The sequence below is a fragment of the Nostoc sp. DedSLP04 genome, from assembly GCF_034530775.1.
Lineage (GTDB): Bacteria > Cyanobacteriota > Cyanobacteriia > Cyanobacteriales > Nostocaceae > Nostoc.
In genome coordinates, this window is record NZ_JAVRCL010000066.1 from 1 (window position 1) to 20,080 (window position 20,080).

General features: G+C 42.0%; 15 protein-coding genes. 9 read left to right on the forward strand and 6 right to left on the reverse strand.

All coding sequences use genetic code 11. The features are described from left to right. Positions 1-14: 14 nt before the first annotated feature. The 3 genes from RMX89_RS28235 to RMX89_RS28245 all read right to left on the reverse strand — a co-directional run bounded on the left by RMX89_RS28235 (position 15) and on the right by RMX89_RS28245 (position 1,462). Positions 15-491 carry a hypothetical protein gene (locus RMX89_RS28235; RefSeq protein ID WP_322691257.1) on the reverse strand — a complete coding sequence of 159 codons (477 nt, stop codon included), beginning with the start codon at positions 489-491 and terminating at the stop codon, positions 15-17. Between the two features lie 8 nt (positions 492-499). After that, positions 500-1,003, reverse strand: a complete 504-nt coding sequence (locus RMX89_RS28240) for a hypothetical protein (protein ID WP_322691258.1) — start codon at positions 1,001-1,003, stop codon at positions 500-502. A gap of 333 nt (positions 1,004-1,336) precedes the next feature. Continuing rightward, entirely contained in the window at positions 1,337-1,462 is a 126-nt protein-coding gene (locus tag RMX89_RS28245) for a hypothetical protein (RefSeq protein WP_322691259.1), read from the reverse strand. Between the two features lie 214 nt (positions 1,463-1,676). Between RMX89_RS28245 and RMX89_RS28250 the strand changes: the two genes are divergently transcribed. From RMX89_RS28250 to RMX89_RS28290, 9 genes are all read left to right on the forward strand, one after another. Next, on the forward strand, positions 1,677-2,090 hold the full coding sequence (locus RMX89_RS28250) for a plasmid mobilization protein (RefSeq protein WP_416212012.1): 414 nt from the start codon (positions 1,677-1,679) through the stop codon (positions 2,088-2,090). After that, positions 2,065-3,594 (forward strand): relaxase/mobilization nuclease domain-containing protein, encoded by a 1,530-nt coding sequence (locus RMX89_RS28255; RefSeq protein WP_322691261.1) that lies wholly within the window; start codon positions 2,065-2,067, stop codon positions 3,592-3,594. Before RMX89_RS28250 ends, RMX89_RS28255 begins: the two co-directional genes overlap by 26 nt. A 536-nt stretch (positions 3,595-4,130) precedes the next feature. After that, positions 4,131-5,777: a pentapeptide repeat-containing protein gene (locus tag RMX89_RS28260; RefSeq protein WP_322691262.1), complete on the forward strand. Its 1,647-nt coding sequence runs from the start codon at positions 4,131-4,133 to the stop codon at positions 5,775-5,777. Positions 5,778-5,939: 162 nt separating this feature from the next. Next, positions 5,940-7,775 carry a diguanylate cyclase domain-containing protein gene (locus RMX89_RS28265; protein WP_322691263.1) on the forward strand — a complete coding sequence of 612 codons (1,836 nt, stop codon included), beginning with the start codon at positions 5,940-5,942 and terminating at the stop codon, positions 7,773-7,775. A gap of 398 nt (positions 7,776-8,173) precedes the next feature. Then, positions 8,174-8,929, forward strand: a complete 756-nt coding sequence (locus RMX89_RS28270; protein WP_322691264.1) for a ParA family protein — start codon at positions 8,174-8,176, stop codon at positions 8,927-8,929. After that, positions 8,926-10,002: a ParB/RepB/Spo0J family partition protein gene (locus tag RMX89_RS28275; RefSeq protein WP_322691265.1), complete on the forward strand. Its 1,077-nt coding sequence runs from the start codon at positions 8,926-8,928 to the stop codon at positions 10,000-10,002. Before RMX89_RS28270 ends, RMX89_RS28275 begins: the two co-directional genes overlap by 4 nt. 152 nt (positions 10,003-10,154) lie before the next feature. Beyond that, positions 10,155-10,394, forward strand: a complete 240-nt coding sequence (locus tag RMX89_RS28280; protein WP_190964096.1) for a hypothetical protein — start codon at positions 10,155-10,157, stop codon at positions 10,392-10,394. Further along, positions 10,391-10,780 carry a type II toxin-antitoxin system VapC family toxin gene (locus RMX89_RS28285; RefSeq protein ID WP_190964097.1) on the forward strand — a complete coding sequence of 130 codons (390 nt, stop codon included), beginning with the start codon at positions 10,391-10,393 and terminating at the stop codon, positions 10,778-10,780. The genes RMX89_RS28280 and RMX89_RS28285 overlap by 4 nt, the downstream gene beginning before the upstream one ends. A 132-nt stretch (positions 10,781-10,912) precedes the next feature. Further along, positions 10,913-13,792: a DEAD/DEAH box helicase gene (locus RMX89_RS28290; protein ID WP_322691266.1), complete on the forward strand. Its 2,880-nt coding sequence runs from the start codon at positions 10,913-10,915 to the stop codon at positions 13,790-13,792. Positions 13,793-13,965: 173 nt separating this feature from the next. On the opposite strand, the gene RMX89_RS28295 is transcribed toward RMX89_RS28290, so the two are convergent. From RMX89_RS28295 to RMX89_RS28305, 3 genes are all read right to left on the reverse strand, one after another. After that, the gene (locus RMX89_RS28295) at positions 13,966-15,555 is read right to left on the reverse strand and encodes an ABC transporter substrate-binding protein (RefSeq protein WP_322691267.1); all 1,590 of its coding nucleotides are present in this window, start codon (positions 15,553-15,555) and stop codon (positions 13,966-13,968) included. 176 nt (positions 15,556-15,731) lie between these two features. Beyond that, positions 15,732-18,671 carry a hypothetical protein gene (locus tag RMX89_RS28300; RefSeq protein WP_322691268.1) on the reverse strand — a complete coding sequence of 980 codons (2,940 nt, stop codon included), beginning with the start codon at positions 18,669-18,671 and terminating at the stop codon, positions 15,732-15,734. Positions 18,672-18,773: 102 nt separating this feature from the next. Then, a complete protein-coding gene (locus RMX89_RS28305) occupies positions 18,774-19,985 on the reverse strand; it encodes a TRAFAC clade GTPase domain-containing protein (protein ID WP_322691269.1) in 1,212 nt (403 codons plus the stop codon). Positions 19,986-20,080: the final 95 nt, after the last annotated feature.

A 20,080-nucleotide genomic window follows, 5' to 3' on the forward strand; every position in this document is an offset into this window, starting at 1 on the left:
TTAAACTAAACAGTTTAGTTTGCACTTCCTGACAGCTTCGCCAGCTCTTCCCCTATTAACCGTTTTAGTTGAATGATGCTGTCTTTCCCCCTGCCTAGTACCGATACCATAGTGATGCGGTAGCCCAGGCTTGCTGATTCCATCTCTTGAACAAAATCCTGAAAATATTCCCCCACTCCAGACGGCAGATCCACTAAAGCTACAACAGGATTTGATGACGATAAATCCTTTTTTAAAATCTCGCTGAATCCATGTTGATTAAATTTGATTGTTCTTACGCCCCCTGGCACTGAAGAGTTATAGTGTCTCCACAGTTGCGGATTATTCGAGTCACAGTCATACGCTACAACATGAATCAAGTTTGCTAAGTACATATCTAAAAGAAACCTAGCCACAATACTTTTACCTGTGCCTCCCTTTTCACTGGTACACAGCACTATTCTTTTATTAACTGCTGCTTTTTTTTTGTGAGGAGTAGTTGTTTTACTCATAAACCAACTTAGATTTCGTCATCCTTGTAAATCTTTGGCACAAAAGCAGACCTGTTTGGTTCTCTGGTTGGTTCTGATTTCGCTTCTGGTTCCTGCGTTGCTGGCTGTTGTTTTTTACTCTTGCCTAGAGTACTTTTTACAGGTGCTTCTTCAGCTTCGCTGCTTTCAACAACTGCCTGCTGATTTTCAGTAGCCCCCTGAACTGACATACTACTATCGCCGTTATCAGATGCCTGATGACGGCGACGGCTGCTTTTCTTCAACTCACCGATTAAATATTTGATTCTGCTGCCAGTCAAATTAATCCCCAGACCCTTCAGCATTTCTGAAACTTCATCATAAGTGTAGCCGTACTTGTTAGAAGTCAGCTTCTCAATGTACCTTCTCATTTTTCTGATGGCTTCTCTGTCTGAGATGTCCTCTCGTTCTTTTGGCTTCTGCTCCTTCAGTAGATTGATGGCTTTATCAATCTTGCCCTTCGTAATCACTTCTGAATTCTGATGTTCACTCATGGTTATCTCGTGAATCCCGATTAACTGATAATTATCGACTATTTGAAATAATTTGCACCAATTTATTTTCAAAATGCTAAAAAAATCAGCGATTGCGGCTACGCCGAATTACCTCTTCGTATTACGGCTACGCCTTATATTTTTTAGTGTGGCAGCTTCGCTGGTCTTCTTTTCTTATTCAAACTAATGCTAAAAAATCTGACTATTACAGCTACGCTGAATCAGAGAATTTTACTTAAAACAGCTTCGCTGAATTATTTTTTAGATTCTGGCTACGCCGGACTATTATATTGTGTGCCAGCTTCGCTGAATCAGAGAATTTTCATATAGCGGCTACGCCATTTGTACCGACTCTGTAGTGGCTACGCCGAACCAGAATTTACCGACTACTTTATTTTTTCCTATTGCGGCTACGCCGTTGCTATCCTCCCCTGTAAGTTGTAGGATGATCAGCAGCACGGCTACGCCGTTGTACTCCCGCCTTCAGCCCCCTGCTGTGTCCTCCGTACATACGTAGTAATCGATACTTTGTCCACCCCCAAAAATGGGCTAGAAGCCAGCCATGCCTCAAAGCTTACGCTTTGTCTCGCTGCGCTCGAACGGCAGACTGGTTCAAGTGGGGAAGCCCCCCTTGAAAAACCCCCCGCGCAATGTCCGTTGATATTCTCGATTTATGGCTAATCGCAAGCAGTCAAAAAGGGTCGTAAGAAAACATCTCTTTTCACTTAGACTGAGTGATATTGAGTTGGATCTGCTGCGAATAAAATCACTTGATGCGGGAATGTCAGCAAGTGAATTAATGAGACGTAACGGATTGCTGCGACCACTGCCCAAACGACTGAGTAAAATTAGCCTACAAACATATTGGGAATTAGGGCAAATTGGGAACAACTTAAACCAACTTATCAAAGCTACAAACACAGCGATAAAAATTGGGCGCACTCCACCAGCCAAGCCAGAACTATTACAAGAACTTTTAGAAGTATTGCATCAGTGCAGACGAGAGATTGCCCAAGCTGACACGGAATCTGACGACTGGGAAGAGGAGGAAGAAGAAAGCGATGATTGGGAAGCAGACGAAGGGTAGAGGTTTTCGCCATCTGTTAGATTATTTGGAATCACGCGATGAAGCCCAAATAATCGGCGGCAATATGAGCGGGAGAAATGCGCGAGAATTGGCACGGGAGTTTAAGCTGTCTCGACAACTAAATTCTGATGCAGAACGTGTTGTTTATCATGTCTCATTATCAGCAGCGAAGGGCGACAAATTAGATGATGAGAAGTGGGGCGAAATTGGCGATCGCTACATGAAGGAAATGGGCTTCGATGCCAATCAGTTTGTCATCTTTCGCCACCATAACACCGACGACGACCACATCCACATTGCAGCCAGCAGAATCAGGATAGACACGGGGCTATTAGTCCATGATTCTTGGGATTATGTACGCTCTGAAAAAGTTCTGCGACAAATCGAGCAAGACTATGATTTAGTGCAAGTCCAGGGCAGTAGAGAGAAACTGAATCGTACACCCAGCACCGGACAAATCAGGCGTATAAGGCGAGAGCAAGAAGAATATTCATCGGGTAAGCGCGATACCCCACCAGAGCGCATTATTAAGGAGCAGATTCAGCAGACGATTGATAGGGCTAGTGTTGATAATCCCCAAATGCCAACGCTGATCATGCGGCTGCAACAAGCTAGTGTCAGTGTGAGAACAGGATTCACTAGGAATGGTAAGTCTAAAGGCATTTCTTATGAGAAAGATGGGCAGGCTTTTAGTGGTACACAGTTAGGTGCAGCTTATACCTTCCCCGGTTTGCAAAAACATCGTGGCATTGACTATCAACCAGAACGTGATGATGAACCTATTCATGAATTGCTGCTCAAACCTGTTAAACCACTCCCAATTGAGCAGTTAGAAAAGTTTCTTCTTCTTATTGAACGCAAACAACAGCCCCAGTTCACTCCACCACCAGAGGATAAAGTTGTTTGGCAAGTATTACACAAGTATTTGAGCGAGAAACGCTACATACCAGATTATATTTCGCAAGGATTACATAATAATCAGTTGCTTTACATGGATGAGCAACGAAATATTTTGTTTATCAAGCGTGATTTAGATGGTGAAAAAACTGGCGCATTAGTTTGGTCAAAGCCTAGAGAAAATCATCGGACTGTGGAGTACGACCAAAGCACCTCTACACAAAAAGGTTGGTTTTATCTGAGGTTGGGAGGGCAACCAACAGACAAGGTAGAAAACGTCTTTCTGTGTTCTACACCAATTGATGCGATGTCAGCAGCCACTTATCTTATCTCAAGTTGCAAGGGACTGCCACCAACTAGAACTATGTTGATAGTAGCTGATGATCCGAATAACCTACCTATGGAATTTCTCAAAGGTTTCAATAGGGTTGTCGTAGCATTCAATAATGATGAACTTGGGAATAAGGCGGCTAGTGCAGTATTAGAATTGTTGCCACAAGGTAAAAGGCTTAAAACCCATAATCCTGATTGGAGCCAGGAATTAGAAGCTCATTTGAGAGAGGAGCAGCAAAAGCTCAGAAAGCAGGATCGTGGTTTTAGCTTGTGAGCCACGCGGAGCGTAGACCGAACTCGTGACCGCTTCGCTCTTGGAGTCGGTGGCTCTTACGGGCAGAAAGATTACTGGTTGGGCCGACTAGATCCTGCAAGCCCGCAAGAGCCACTCCGCTGCGCCGACTCCAAGCCACGAGTTCTTAAATCTTGGAAGGAATGCTTTGACTACTGGCAGCGATCGCAAAACTTGAATCTTTAAAACTCGATGAAACCCCACAAATAATTTTTTGTCACTCCAAAGACTACAAAAAAGGTTTTAGTCTTTTTTGTAGTGTGATTGCATTATTTTGTAGCACTTGTCAGGCTCATCAAGTCAAAGCGCGTAACTTTCGGAATCACTGCTCATTTCACCCCATTTCCCGATACCCCCGCTTACGGGCGATAACATAGCCAAGCTTGCCGCCGCTCTCAACACCTGCTATAGTCCAAACCAAACTTGTTGCTTAGATTTAATGAGGTTAATTGAAAATTACATCTCCATAGTTATGCCTCATTGAAGATTCTAAAGGTAAAACATAAGGAGAACCTCCTATGGTTAATGAAGAGCATTATGCTCGGCTGAACAAAGGTGTACAAGCTTGGAATAAATGGATAGCTAATAATTTAAGTATAATTGTTGACCTTATTGGTGCTGATCTCAGCGATGCTAACCTCAGCGATGCTAATCTTAGCAGGGCTAACCTTAGCGATGCTAATCTTAGCAGGGCTAACCTTAGCGATGCTGACCTCAGCGATGCTAACCTTAGCAGGGCTAACCTCATCGGTGCTAACCTTAGCGGGGCATACCTCGGACAGGCAAAGCTAGAGGATGCAGACTTCAGGGAGGCATACCTCATCAAGGCAGACTTTTTCAAGGCAGACCTTAATAATGCAGTCTTCAATGGGGCAGACGTTAGAGAGACACAATTTAGTGTGGCAAACCTCGTCAAGGCAGACTTGAGCGGGTTAGACCTGAGTGGGGCATACTTTTGCGACGCAGACCTAAATCAAGCAAACCTTAGTAGGGCAGATCTTACTAAGGTTATTCTCATAAGGGCTAACCTCACCAACGCTAACCTCACTAACGCTAACCTCAGCGAGGCTGACCTCCGTGAGGCTAACCTCACCAACGCTAGCCTCACTAACGCTAACCTCAGCGAGGCTGACCTCCGTGAGGCTAACCTCACCAACGCTAGCCTCACTAACGCTAACCTCACCAACGCTTACCTTCCTAGAACTCAAGCATTAAAAACAGATTTTACTAATGCTAAGTTTACAGGGACTTGTTTGGAAGACTGGAATATTAACTTTGCTACAAAGCTAGATGATATTGATTGTCAGTACATCTATTTGAAAATAAACAAACAAGAACGTCGTCCAAGTAGCGGAGAGTTTGCACCAGGGGAGTTTAGCAAGCTCTTTCAGAAAGCTTTAGAAACAGTTGACTTAATTTTTACTGATGGTATTGACTGGAAAGCTTTTCTTCTTTCGTTTAAAGAACTACAGGCTGAATATGGTGAAGAAAATTTATCAGTCCAAGCCATTGAAAAGAAAAATGGTGGTGCATTTGTAATTCGGCTAGAAGTTCCGCTAGAAGCCAATAAAGCAGATATTGAAAGTCAGGCTAAAGCATTATATGAAATTCAGCTAAATGCACTTGAAACTATATATCGAAATCAATTAAAGGCTAAAGATGTACAAATAGAAATTTATCATCAGGAAAACGCCAACTTATGGGAACTAGTTAAACTAGCGGCAAGTAAACCTATTCAAATTAAAAATACTATTGATGTTACAGCTAAAGCGGATAATAACTCTATGGTAGATAACTCTAACAAACAATCTACTTTTAACTTACAAGACGCTCAATTTGCTGGCGGACTTGTCAATGCAGATACAGTAAATGCACAGCAAATCGGTGGTAACATAACCAACTATACCCCTGAGCAAAAGCAGAATCTAGCTTCAGCAGCATCGGAAATTCAACAACTCCTCTATCAGCTAGCTCAAACTAATCTAACAACTACGGATGCAATTACAGAAGCAATTCATCAAGAAATCAAACGTAATCCAAAACTAAAAGCTAGATTGATATCTGCATTAAAAGCTGGTGGATTGGAAGCTTTAAAAGCAATCTTTAATCACCCACTTTTCAATATTCCGGTTGAAACGATAAAAGGATTCCTAGAAGCAAATTAGGTGATGCTGGTGTATTAGTAGCATCGCAGCAGAAAACCGGGTTAAGCATTATTATATTAGTGCTAATGCTTATTTATTCACTCTGGAAACGTGATGGGCATTCCTGAGCTAAAAAGTTTGTTTAATTTTTCCTTCTTGAACCCTGCCTCCTAGTTGAAAGCCATGCAGCACTCTGTTTTGGGCGGCATCCGTACAAAGTTGATCGCCTCGTTTCTCATTGTTGCTTTGATTCCTTTACTGTTATTGGCATTTATCAACAAACAGACAACTGAAAAAGCACTAACTGACAACGCCCGACAAGCCCTATCTGCGGCGGCTAACGAAACCGCTAACAGAATAGATGCCTTTATTGATGGAAATCTCAATGCCGTGCGTGTAGAGGCGATTTTACCAGGTTTGGCACGCTACCTCAGCCTAACTCCAAAACAGCGAGACGGCAGCCCCGAAATGCAATTGGCGACAGAAACATTAATGCGTCTCAGTCGCAAAGATATGCTCAATATTCTCTCTTATGCTTTGCTCGACTTAAACGGAAAAAATGTATTGGATACACGTACACTGAACATTGGCAAAGATGAATCAGTTCAAGATTATTTTCAAAAGCCGCTACAAACTGGTTTCTCTTTTGTTTCTAACATGAAGCGATCGCCGACAATTCCCGATCTTATTACCTTCTTTTTTAGCAGTCCGGTTCGCAATGACAAGGGAGATATATTGGGTGTATTGCGTGTTTCATACAATGCTACTGTTGTTCAGCAGTTAGTAACTCGGCAAACCGAACGGGCTGGGGAAAAATCTTTTGCGATTCTTTTAGATGACAATAATATTTATCTGGCACATAGTACTGCACCAGAACTACTTTTTAAATCAATTGTGCCTCTGCCTGATGATGTTGTAACTAAACTGCAACAGGAAGGTCGTTTGCCTAATTCTTCTGTTAAAGAATTGGCAACTAATGAGTCCGAACTTAAACAAGCATTGGATAATAAACAGTCGTATTTAATTGCATCTTTGTCAGCAACAGGGGATCGGGTTAATCTAATTGCGATCGCTCGTTTGCAATATAAACCTTGGTCTGTGTTGTTTGCACGACCCCTTGCTGTTGCCCTAGCACCTGTAGAAAAGCAAATTCGTGATGCAATTTTTCTATTTGCATTTATCGCTGGACTAGTGACGATCATCGCTTTTGCCATTGGACAACTGCTAACAAAACCAATAATTTACCTTACCAATATAGTTTTCCAGTTTACCGCAGGTAACTTAGATATCCGCGCCAAAATTAGCTCAAAAGACGAAATAGGTCAACTGGGGAAATCGTTTAACAACATGGCACTTCAGTTACAAACATCTTTTGAAACTTTGGAACAACGGGTACAAGAAAGAACAGCAGAGTTAGTAATTGCTAAAGAAAAAACAGAAGATGCAAATCAGAAACTAGAAGATGCAAATCAGAAACTAGAAGATGCAAATCAGAAACTAGAACAACTAGTAAATCTAGATGCTTTGACTCAGGTGGCTAACCGTCGCTACTTCTATGGACGACTGCAAGCAGAATGGGAACGCCTTGCACGAGAGCAACAACCCCTGTCACTGATTTTATTGGATGTTGATAAATTCAAATCTTACAACGACTACTATGGTCATCTTGGAGGCGATCATTGTCTAATCAGAATAGGGCAAACAGTGCAACAGATGGTTTATCGTTCTGCTGGTCTAGTAGCGCGTTACGGAGGAGAAGAATTTTCCGTACTCCTCCCCAATACTGACTTAGTAGGAGCGATCAAAGTAGCACAAAGTATTCAACGAGCAATTCACGAGCAGGCCATTCCCCATGCACAGTCTAATATTAAGGATATCGTCACACTGAGTTTGGGTATTACTTGTGTCATACCCACTTGCAACATCAAGCCAGATACACTTATTGCTTCAGCCAATAAAGCACTGTACAATGCCAAACAAAAGGGGCGAGATCGCTATTGTACTCATTTAGATATATAACGCCATGTGCGGCTTTCTCTCAAACCTAACTGATCGCTTAATGCAACAACTCTATTCTTTTTGATAGCGCATCGTTCTTTTTTTTAAGCTATCTGTATTGCCTGCTTTACCGTTGCTGATGTACCGTAGGTATCACCTAAAATCTGTTTACGTCATTTTGCTTCTCCCCGCAAGGCTATAACCTATAGCAGTTCTAAATGATACGTGAGAATGAATCCAGGCTGTAAAGCCTGTAAAAGAAGGCTTTTTGTCTCAGTATTTTCTCACTAATGATTCACTATTGCTATATATCATCACAATTTTAAATAAAACAGTAGCCTCATCCTTAAAGAAACAGTACCGATTGCCCCATCACCAGTTATCTTTAATTGTAACGGGGCAGGTAAACAAACTCACTTATGAGCCGAATCATCGCAGTTTTTAATCAGGCGGGAGGTGTTGCCAAAACCACCCTTACCCAAAACCTGGGCTACCAAATAGCACAATTGGGTCATCGCGTTCTGCTCATCGACATAGATCCACAAGCTAGCTTAACTATTTTTATGGGCTTGGTTCCAAGAGACATAGAGCAAACTGTTAACAATGCCATTGTGGATGAACAACCCCTGCCAATTCATGAGGGCATTCATGGCATGGATTTAGCCCCAGCTAACATCTCTTTGAGCACGGCAGAAATGCAATTGGTTAATGCTTCCATGCGCGATTTCCGCCTGAAAGAAGCTATTGAACCAATTCAAGAAAATTACGATTTTATCTTAATAGATTGCCCTCCCAGCTTAGGGCTACTCTCTTACATCTCTCTTGTAGCCGCTACTCATGTTCTAGTGCCTTTGGAAACCCATTTCAAAGCCTTTGAGGGAACAGGCGAATTACTAAAAACGGTTGCCACAGTTCGCAACAAACCAAACCGCAAATTGCAAATTGCCGGATTTGTGCCTACAAAATACGATGCCCGTAACTCCCAGGACACTCGTACTCTAGCAGCCATTACCGAACAACTAGCAAGCGCTGGAACAGTCTTTGCCCCCATTCCTCGCTCCACTGCTTTTGTTGATGCTTCAGAGGAACGAATGCCCCTTGCAGTTTACGAACCAAAGCACCCATCTGTCGCCATCTTGAAAAAAATAGCCGTTAGTTTAGAATCTTTAAAATGAGACGCACTACTAAAGCCAGTCAACCCCTCAAAAGCAAAATTGATGTACCTTGGGACACCACAGGCGCATTGAATGCTGATTCTGCTCAATCCATGCCCTTAGACCAGATTGTTCTGCCAGCGACACAACCGCGCCGTTACTTTGACCCAGAAGCATTAAAGCAGTTAACCGAATCGATAAAGCAGCATGGCATCCTGCAACCCCTTTTAGTACGCCCCGTAGATGGTGGCAAACACGAAGTAGTTGCGGGAGAGCGACGCTATCGTGCTGCTAAAGAAATTGGGCTGAAAGTTGTCCCCGTCGTCATTAGAGAGTTAGACGACAACGCAGCTTTTCAATTTGCACTTATAGAAAACTTACTGCGAGAAGACCTGAACCCAGTTGAAGAAACCGAAGGCATTCTGCAACTGCTGTCTCTCAAACTAGGTCGAAGCATTGAGGAGATACCCCCATTACTGTATCGTCTACAACGCCTACAAAACAAAGCATCTACAGTTACCCATAACGTTATGGGCGCACACGATAGCGAAGGTGTTGAACCTACCCATAACGCTATCAGCGACGATGAAGGCGATATTGAATTATCTACCCATAACGTTATGGGCGAAACCGAAACGGATGATTCAGCCCTTAATCATGAGCCTGCTGTAAACCAAGACCTCAAAATCGTTGAAGGAGTGTTTGATGGCTTAGGGTTAATGACCTGGGAATCTTTCGTTAAGAACCGTCTACCCTTGCTCAACCTCCCAGAAGATATCCTTGATGCGCTAAGGGAAGGCTCACTTGAGTACACCAAAGCTAAAGCCATCGCCCAAATTCAGAAATTAGATGAGCGCGTTGAATTTTTAGAACAAGCTATTGCTCAAAACTGGTCTTTAAGTGAAATCAGACAGCGCATTATTGAGAAGAAAACCCCAGCCTCTACCGAAAACACCGAGTCTAACAATTATAAAGAGCGCTTTACTGCTGCGACTACCAAACTAAGAAAGTCGCGTATTTGGTCAGATCCTAAGAAGCGCAAGCAAATAGAAAAACTACTTGCACAACTGGAGACGCTGACAAACGTTGAGTAAGCTCAAGTTGCCACTGCTCCCCAGTTCTCTCGAAATCATGACGGGAGCAAGTTACGGCTAAAAAGTCAGGGGAGCCAAAGTGCCATAATAAAAAAACTAGAGAAAGTAAGATCCGTTTCTCTTTTTCTCCATTAACAAATAGGAGTTGTAAGATGGAAGCTCACAAAATAGAAGCTGTTTTAACAGAAGATGGAACTTTGATGCTACGGGGCTTACCTTTTCATGCGGGGGATGCTGTGGAGGTGATTATTCTGTCAGCTAAAACTCCACAACTTCAAGGAGCAGCGCCTAGCCAACCAGAAACAAATCTTTATCCAATGCGCGGTAAAGTAATCCGTTACGATGATCCAACAGAACCCGTTGCCTTGTCAGATTGGGAAGTTTTGCAATGATCGTACTTGATACCCATATCTGGGTTTGGTGGGTTGATGATAACTCGAAACTAACTACAAAGTATCGCTCTTGGATAGAAGAATATCAATCTCAGGGTTTAGGAGTAAGTATTGTTTCTTGTTGGGAGGTCGCCAAATTAGTAGAAAAAAATCGGCTGGTTTTTTCTTGTTCAGTTAATGAATGGTTGGAAACAGCTTTGTCTTATCCCGGAGTACAGCTATTAAATTTAACCCTGCCGATAGTGGTTGATTCAACTCAATTAAGCGGATTTCATAGCGACCCTTTTGACCAAATTATTGTAGCTACAGCCAGAAATTATGGGTGTCCTTTGTTAACTGTTGACGCGAAAATCCTTAACTATTCTGGTGTGGTAACGCTTTCATAACGTTCTGAGCAATTATAATTGTTAAAAATTTTGTGGAAAACTGCTGACTACTGCGGTATGTTTGCGACAAACGACAAAAAATATTAAGTTAGTCAGAGTGCCAGTAGTACAGTCGCTCCCACAAGTGTTCCTATGCTAGAGTCAGAAAAACTTATCCAGATAGTACAAGCTTGGTTAGGCTACATCAGGTTAGAAGAACTGACTCAAGCCGAGGTCGAGCGTTCTTCAGATATTTATTCAAAAGTAGTAGATAAGGGAGTGCAGCTTGTTGGCAACAAGCTACTGTTAGATAGCGAAGTATTTACACAATTCCAGCAACAGCAGCAAGCAGCTAAAAGAGGGAACAAAAATGATGTTCAGATGGCTGTTGCTTTCCCGCAAATCTATATAATCAACGGCAAGGGCAAAGACCAGAAGCTGAAATACTTGCCTCTGTTCACAATTGATATTTCACCCATATTCAAAGGTAATTACCGCAAAACTGGCTGGGACTTGACTGAGTACGAATTTCAGCCAGTGGTTGTTAATTTAATGCGCCTGTATGGACTAGAGGAGGAGCAAACCGAATCACTGATTGTTGCGTCAGGAATTGGAAAATTTTTAGAAGACACATTTAAAGGAAGATTCCCAACGCTTCGAGACTTTCTTGAATTGGTAGACTTACCCCAAGGAAACTACAAAACCTCTCAGCAACCTTATTTGCTACGCTGCGACTTTACGCCCTACAATGCCCTTCTTAAGCTTGACTTGCAAGAAATACTAAAGGAACTTCAACAACCTGACTGTAATAGCGAATGGCTAACTGAAACTCACCCAGCTATGCAGTACATCTGTGGTCAGCCACAATTACCCAGAGATGAGGTGATGTTCTGGGGTGCTTTTCCCGATCATGCGCCTGATGAATTTCAAGCGTCTGTCTTGAAACACGCCCAAGAGAACTTACTAACTGCTGTTTGTGGGCCTCCGGGAACTGGAAAAACAGAAGTGTTTCTGCACCTCATAGCCCAGCAAGTAGTAAATCGAGCGTTACGACTTGTTCAGGGTCTTGATGATGTAAATAATTTAATATTCTTTGTCGGCGCTAATAACAGCACCGTTAAAAAATTCCAACAACGACTGGCTATAGATTCTCCTGCTCAACAGTTTTATCTTACTGGTGGCAATCAAGCTAATATCCGTAAGTCAACTCTACCCAAACTGCAATCAACCCAAGATTGGCTGCGTAATGCTGAATTTAATCAATCTGCTTGGGAGCAAGCCAAACTCGAATTACTGCAAGCCGAAAGTGAAATTCAGCAACTCCAAGAGCAAGACCGCTTGAATACTGCTCAAAAAGTTACTGATACCGAACGTCGATCGCAATTGGATGTAGAGATCCAATCTCTCAATAACGATATTTCTGCTAAATCTGCCGAGTTACAAGCCCTAACTGAACAGCTATCAAGTTTGTCTGATTACGAAAATTTTCCCATTGATGCTTACCAGCAGATACAAGAAGCTTTATCCCAGGCAGAACGAGAACTACCAAAAGAGTCTGACTCTATCACCAAACGCGCCTTGAACTGGCTTAATGCTACTACCGACAAGCGAATTTTTCAGCGTTTGGCGAATCGGATAAACGCGGCTGTTTTAAACACCTTGGCAACAGCGCATCCCTTTCAGATACCCATTGACCCCTCTAGTTTAACGACAGCAATCACAAGCGTTAACCAAAAAATCGGTTTCTCACGGCAATGGCGCAATCAAAACGGTGAAGTAACTGAAATTCAAAACCAAATAGCGGTTTTAACTAAGGAACTAGAGTTAAAGCAAGCTCAAAAGCAACAAATCCAAGGACAACTTGATAGTTACCCCCAAGCCGATTTTTACAGTCGTTTTTACCGTGACTATCACCTTTTGCAGCTAGAACTATTTCAACGAGCCTGGGCGTTTCTGTTGCAAGAAGTCCTCCGACGCAAGGAGAGCGTTATGAGGGCATTGTCAACTTATGGCAGCGTCTTGACGGGAGACGGAGAGGCATTGCTCAAACTGTCAACAGATGGTGATGCCATCTTCCGTGACTTGAGTTTGATTTTCCCGGTCATTACCTCCACCCTCCAATCAATGCGTAATATGTCGCCAATTCTTCAGCCTAATATCATCAAGCTGGCACTGGTGGATGAGGCAGGGACAACTCTTATACATCAATTATTTCCCTTGCTAGTGCGATCGCAACGGGCAGTAGTGGCTGGCGACCCCCAACAAATTGAGCCAATCGTTAACATGAGCGACGATAGCATCAAGCAATATCTGAAAACCGCCTTTCTGGATCGGGGCATGGGGAATGAAGATTACTATCGCTATGCCCCCACTGCCAAATACACAGCTACCGCTTATCACCGCGCTGCTGGTGCTAGTGGTGCAGAAGGCGACTTAGGCAATGGCATTATTCTCTCTAATCATTACCGTTGCACCCCACCCATTATTCAGTTTTGCAGCCCCAACTATCCCGGTGGTCTGCAAATCCTTTCAAGTTATGACCAGACTGCAACGGTCAAGCACCTGCTGGCTTATCACGTTGAAGGAAGCCACACCCATAATACCAATCCAGAAGAAATTGATGCTGTAGAAACTATAATTGCGTCCTTGCTAAAACATGGTTACTCTATTAGCGCGGAGGACAACTCAAAGACAATTGGGGTGATGTCGCCGTTTTTGCAGCAAGCTAACGCGCTCAGGTATCGGCTTTCTAAGCGTTGGCGAAACTTTTGTTGGGATGATATTGGTACGGTTCATAATTTTCAAGGTGGGGAGAAAGCAGCTATTATCTTTTCTCCTTACCAGTGTCACCAAGAGCATAGTTTTTGGTTCCTCAACCGGAAACCTAATTTACTGAATACAGCCGTTAGTAGGGCAAAGGAATTGTTTATTTTAGTGGGTAATCTTAGAGAACTAGAATTAGCAGGAGGAGAAACCAAGCGGTTAGTTGAACATATTCGGCAACACGGGGAAATTCGCTCGCCTGCGGCTTAAATGACATCGTTTCAATGCTCATATTAGGGGTAGTGTTACGCTTATGAAATTTGCAAGAGATGTACCACACAAGCAAAATTAGCCTGCGAAACTTTTGAAAGTATTGGTGTATGCGCCTAGATTCAAGATTTACTCGGCTGGACTAAACCTGTCTCTACTCCCGAAACCTCGGCTCAATTACAGTTACTCGCGGCGTTCGCAATGTGGTTATGATGTTCTTGATATACGCCTCTACTTTTTTCCGATACTGGTAAAATCTGAAATTCCTTCCCAATAACTTTGACGAGAACAGGAACTCTGCAAATGTCTCCCATCTTGGAGAACTCGACTGGCTTACCAGAGGTTTTAGTTGGAGTAAGATAAATAGACCTTAGATTTTGCAGGACGTTAGCGCGTGTTGGATGTTTACCAGACAACGCTTTGATCAAAGCGTGGCTGGCATCAAAAGCCGTAGCTGTACGCCAACTAATCTGTCCTCCCCATCTTTCACTAGCCTTATCTGCAAATTTTTTTGTATTTTCTTCTCCTGCAAACCAAGGAACCGATAGAATCAATCCTTCCAATGCTGTGCCACCTTCATTCAAAGTATCTAAGTTGTAGAGTACATCCCCACCCAACAACTGTGGTCTTTGCCCCTTTAATTTAAAGTTAGCTTTGGCAATCTGAATGGCTTCAGTAGTTAGATTAACATCGGGGAATAGCAGGACGGCACTGACCTGACCTGAAAGTGACTTAACCTCATTCTCTGCATTTAGGTTAGGCTTGCTGAGGGAAACTTTGCGTACAACCTGCCCCCCTATCTGCTGGAAGTTACTTTCAAAAGCTTTTTGTAAGCTGGTGCTGTAGGTGGTGTCATTAGGATTATAGAAAATTGCTACCTTGTCTATGTGCAAATTTTTTTTGGTATAGTAAGCGAGTTTTTTGCCCGATTCCTTGTCTGAAGGAACAGTTCTAAAGAAAACTTTACTCACAAGGGTATTACTAGTGCTGGTAGGAGAAATCATCGCCAGGGGGGGATTAGCTTTTTCGTATTTTTTAAGCCCTGCTTCACTGGCACTACTAGCGTTGTGTCCAATCACACCTAAAACCGCCGAATTATCAGTTAGTTTTTGGGCTATACTGGCAGCCCGTTTGGAATCGTTAGCATCATTGGCAATTAAAACTTCTAGTAACCGACCGTTTGCTCCCCCTGAATCATTGAACTGAGTTTGGGCATCCGCTATTCCCCGTAGCATTTCTTTAGCCTGGTCTTCTCTGTTGTCCACAGGCAAAACTGCTGCCAGCATTAAAGTCGAACCAGCTTGGCGTGCTTTGGCATTGTTTAGGTAAACCTGTAGTTCTGGCTCAGTATGACGTTTTTTGCGATCGGACTCTACCGCTTTTTCAAAAAATGCCTGTGCTTTGGCATAATCACCATCTCGGAAAGCTTTAACGCCACTATCTCTGTCAGTATTAGATTTTTCTTTGAAAAGGACGCGATCGCCACTGCTATACCACTCTGGAGAAATTACTGGAGAAATTACTAGAGGATTAAACAGAGTTAGTAAACCGTGAACTCCACTAATTAAGGCAGCAACTCCCGCCATAACTGCAATCAATATACTAGGTTTTCTAAATAGCGATAAATTATTTGTTCTATGTTCATTTTCACCCTCGCAAATATAACATTTTTCTTCTTCATTTATTACTATCTCGGCATGAGTAATCCCTTTTGAACCAGGGCCAACACACCTCCATTGATTGTTTAAAGGTTTTTGATTCATAAGCTACCCCGAGATAATTTACATGGTTTCGTATTTGGTTAGAGAAGACAAAGTAATACCATTTCAGTTTATTAATGATACAAGTACGTTCGTAAGGGCATGGCATTGCCATGCCCTTACGAAAAATCTATATGTATCAGAGTTTCCGTGAATTAGTATAACTGACTAAGCAAGCCCTAGTTTTGCTCAGGATCAATACCTTTGTCGAGATATTTGAATAGCAATTCCTTATCGCAAGCTTGGCGATTTGCTTTGAGAATTTTTATTTGTTCAGTTAAACTTAAGCCCCAAGTGGAACAATCCTCAAGCAAGCGATCCATTTGTTCTGGCTGAGTGTATAACTCTACTATTGTTATTGCATACTCCCACAGGTATTTCTTCTCTTGGTTTGTTAGAGTTGGTCGGACAGCATCTAGTAGATCAAGGCGATCGCTGTCATCCTTAAACGCTGTACTTCGATCAAGTCTCTTAACCAATTCCCATGCTTGAGGCCAATTTTGCTTAGATTTGTTTTCAACAACTCTCTGACAGAATGTGCGAAGTTCTGATTTAACGTCAGTGTTTTCTAAAAGACACTTTTGCTCATATAGTCCATGATTGAGCAATATTTCAGCCAAAGGAAGATTTTGCTTGAGGCGCTCATTTAAAAGTTGGCTGAGGAATGCAGACGAAAGTTGGCTCATCTGTTCAAATAGCGGTGGAATGTCCTGAGTCGGATCAATCGCTGTCAAGTCACTGCTAATGTAATCAAGTACTAAGTCAAAGTCACGGGCTTGGTCGGCTACACTTTTAAGAATGTCTTTTAGTTGAGTCAATTCTAACTGCCAAGCCTTACAATCTTGGAGTAAGCGCCGCGTTTGTGCAGGTTGTCTGTCGGGGTCATTAGCGATTTGTATTGCTATATTCACCAAATCATGTTTTTCACCTACCTCTAAATTAGGTTTACCCAGAGGCAAATTAAAACCAGTACCTATTGTCCAGCAGAGGTGTTGCAGTTTCAACCAATCATGAGTTGTGAATGTTTGGGCGACATCAGGATCAGTTACCAAAGCTCTCAAGTCATCATCAACGTACCTTTTTTTAATCCAATAATCGCATAGGTAATGCAACAGCTTGCCATTGAGCCAGTCCAAACGGTCGCTATCTCGCAAACAGCGTGCCCAAGTGATAGCATACTTTGGTTCAGTAGCAACGAGTCGCTCGAAATCCTTGTGTTGCGATCGCAACTGTTGCCATGCCAAACTGGTTCGACAAAATTTTCTTCTAACATCGTTATCCTCAGCGATCACTGGCAGCCAAGTTTCCAACACCTCAATCGGAAATCTCGTTCCGAATATTTTATCGAGAAAAGCGGCAGAGTCTTGTTGATTTTCGTATAGAGCCTTAGCTAGTTGTTTCCAGATGTCCCAGTCCGAGCTAATAGTTGGTTTTGGTTGCCAAAGAGTAATGAAAATATCGCTAAGTTCAGGCTTTTTACCCTCAAACCATGCACAGGTTTTGACTAGGGCGTTACGATTGAAGTTCTTGCTACCTATTCCCTGAGACTGCTCAATCAGGGCTGCTAGTAATTCGCGTGCATCATCATAAGACGGAGACCAGGTGACAAGAACTGTTTCGTAAAACTTATCTTGTTCAGGCTCTTTCATCCCTGTTAAATTTGCCAGTTTTGGCAGGTCTTTTAAGACTGCCTTCTTTTGTGTCAGTAAGACATTAAGTAACTGAGCTACTTCTGGTTTCTTAATCTTTAGCTGTTTGTACAAATTGCTATCAATAATTTTGGCAGCTTCAAAATGAACAACTAGAGGCGCAAACTTGTCATTGAAGAAGTTTAGCAGGTCAATTTTATCTGTAATAGCAGTATCTAGTAGCGCAAAGGTTTCGACGATGTTATCCTGAAAGATTTTCTTTGTGGCAAAATAAATAGCAAGCTGCAAAGCTGTTTGCGAGTCTTGTTCAGATTTATATTCAACTACTTTTTTACAGAGTGCAACAATCTGCTGCACAATTACGGTATCTTTATCACAATAAGGCTGATCTAACAACTTCTCCTTTAACAATGTCTCTGCTAGATGTAGATTTTTCTCAAGTTCTCCTAAAATTTGTTTGGCACTTAAAATAGACTGCCACACTTGCTGAAATATCTGGGGAAACTCTTCAATTAGACGGACAATGATATTAAGATTAGCGGGTTCTTTCAGTGTGACGTTATTATCCTCAATTGAATCTAATTGCTTGAGGAGTGGTGGGATTACATGATCTATATCTCCGGTCTTAAGGATAGATTGAAGTAGCCTAACATACTTAGACGTAGTATTTTTGTCAAACTCTTCCGCAAATTCTCTAGTACCACAATTGAGCCAAATAATATCTTCAACAGGCTGATACTGAGAGCTATTATTAAGTTTAATCAATACATTTGCCCAACCACAATGCTGCTCGTCGAGTATACCTCCCGCCACTGAGACTTCGTTACGCACAGAAGCAGGTAGTAATAGTAGGATGCTCTCAAAAAAATCTGTACTTTTATCCCCTGTTAGAAGTAGCCGCTTACCATTGTTTAAGGCAGCTAAAGCCAACAGCAGCGATGACTGACCTTTACTATTAGTATCATTGAGCCAGAATTTGATCTTATCGACTTCTTCTTGATTCAACTCTGTTGGCAACGGATCATTGAGGGGTAAAATGGCCAGAGATTGTAAGTTAGCTTCAAACTCAGGAAAAAGTGGAATACGTTGATCCTTCATCCAATTCAAGAGTTTAAATTTCCGACCACGTAGCTGCTTTGCTACCAAATCTTTTGGGATAAAAATATAGTGACGTTGTTTAAATCCTCTGTCGCCACTACTGACTTCCTGTCCATTATCATCGACAGCAGTTTCGACCTTCACCAACACTAAATTATTATTTCCCTCGGCTGAGAAGATACCTATAGCTTTTCCATTTCCTTCAGGCGATCTTGTCCCCCAAAAGCGATGGGTTTCCGCTAGAGTTTTGAGACTTTCTTCATCCGTTAAATCAGTACTACGAGCAACAATACGATAACCAGAATCACTGTCACTGGCAAACTTGCCATAAATAAAGTGATTATATCCTGAGGCTAAATTCCTATGGAGCATATATGTCAGTTTTGGTTTGCATAGTATGTTTTGAAAATGAGGAGTAAAGAGAGGATGTTTCAAAATATTAAACATCCCTTATCTGCTACACTCAGCCTGAATTCAAGAATTTTGGTTTGGCAAACTACTAAGTTTGGGACGGGAAGGTGGATGCTTTTGGATTCCTCGAATTAACCACTCAATCGGTTCAAGCACATTATGTGAGTTCAATGTTATATCTGGCTTGATAGTGGGTTGGAGTTTTGGTGACAACGCTGGTTTATTCTCTTTGTTATTACTTGATACCCAATCATCAGATGACGATGAACTACTAAGATTTATATTGGTTGTTTGTGAGGATGTATAGTCATCAAAGTCAAATCCTCTCTTGATCTGTTGAGGTTGAGATGCCACAATTGGCGTATTAGCTTGTTGATTAGAATTACTCTTTTCTGCTGGATAAATTACAGATGGTTGCCACTTGCCATCTTTGTCTTGAGAACGACCTATAGATGATACAGAAAAAAATTCACAACGGTTTTCTTTGCCGATCCTATTTTTTCTTTTTTCTCTATCCAACTCTAACCAACAGTAGTTTTTAAGACGCTTCAACTCCCAACTCATCACATCTTCAGCTAATTCATCAGATTTCTGCCCCTTATTCCAAAGCTCTTCACGATCAACCTTGGTCACACAAAATGCCATGTATTGCTCTAGCAGCTTAGACTTGCTGCCAATGTGTGGAGAGCGCTCTTGAAATTCTTGAAATAAATCCCTCAACAGTTCTGAGTATGCCTTAACATCTTTCTTACTTCTTATGGGGTCAAGCAAAAAGATAATTCCATCACAACTAATTAGATAGTCCACGATATCCATTAGCTGCTTCTTATTTTCAAGAGCTTGGGCATTATGGCTAAGGACTTTGGCTCTGGAATTGAGTATATTTTCATAAAACTCTCCAGGGGCATCGATAAAATTAAGTACAATTTCAGAGTTAGCAACACGTGAAGACTTAGGACTCAATATGTAACTGTAAATTTCTAACTCCCCTGGCTCAGTTGGCTCTGGGAATTTTCGTTTATAGTTGATAGTGTTCAAATAATTTTTTACAAATGAACGCCCCTTTGAATCAACTGTAACCTGCCAATTGTCTGATGCCTCTAGAGCATCGAAAAGCATTGCCAGGTAAGTAGTTTTACCTGCCCCTGTAGTTCCCCAAATCCCTAAACGTATGTTTCTTGGAGAGGCGTGTAAGCTTTCATTTAACCACTTGCTTAAAGTCTCTCCGTAGCTTTTTAGACGATTGTTTAAGTCCAGCGTGTTACTACTAGTCATGAAGATTCCTCCATATTTATCATTAATGATTGCTTTGTTGGATTTTTAATTGCACGTGGGTAGATTTTTAGTGAAGCGAAACATCTCTGTTGTGA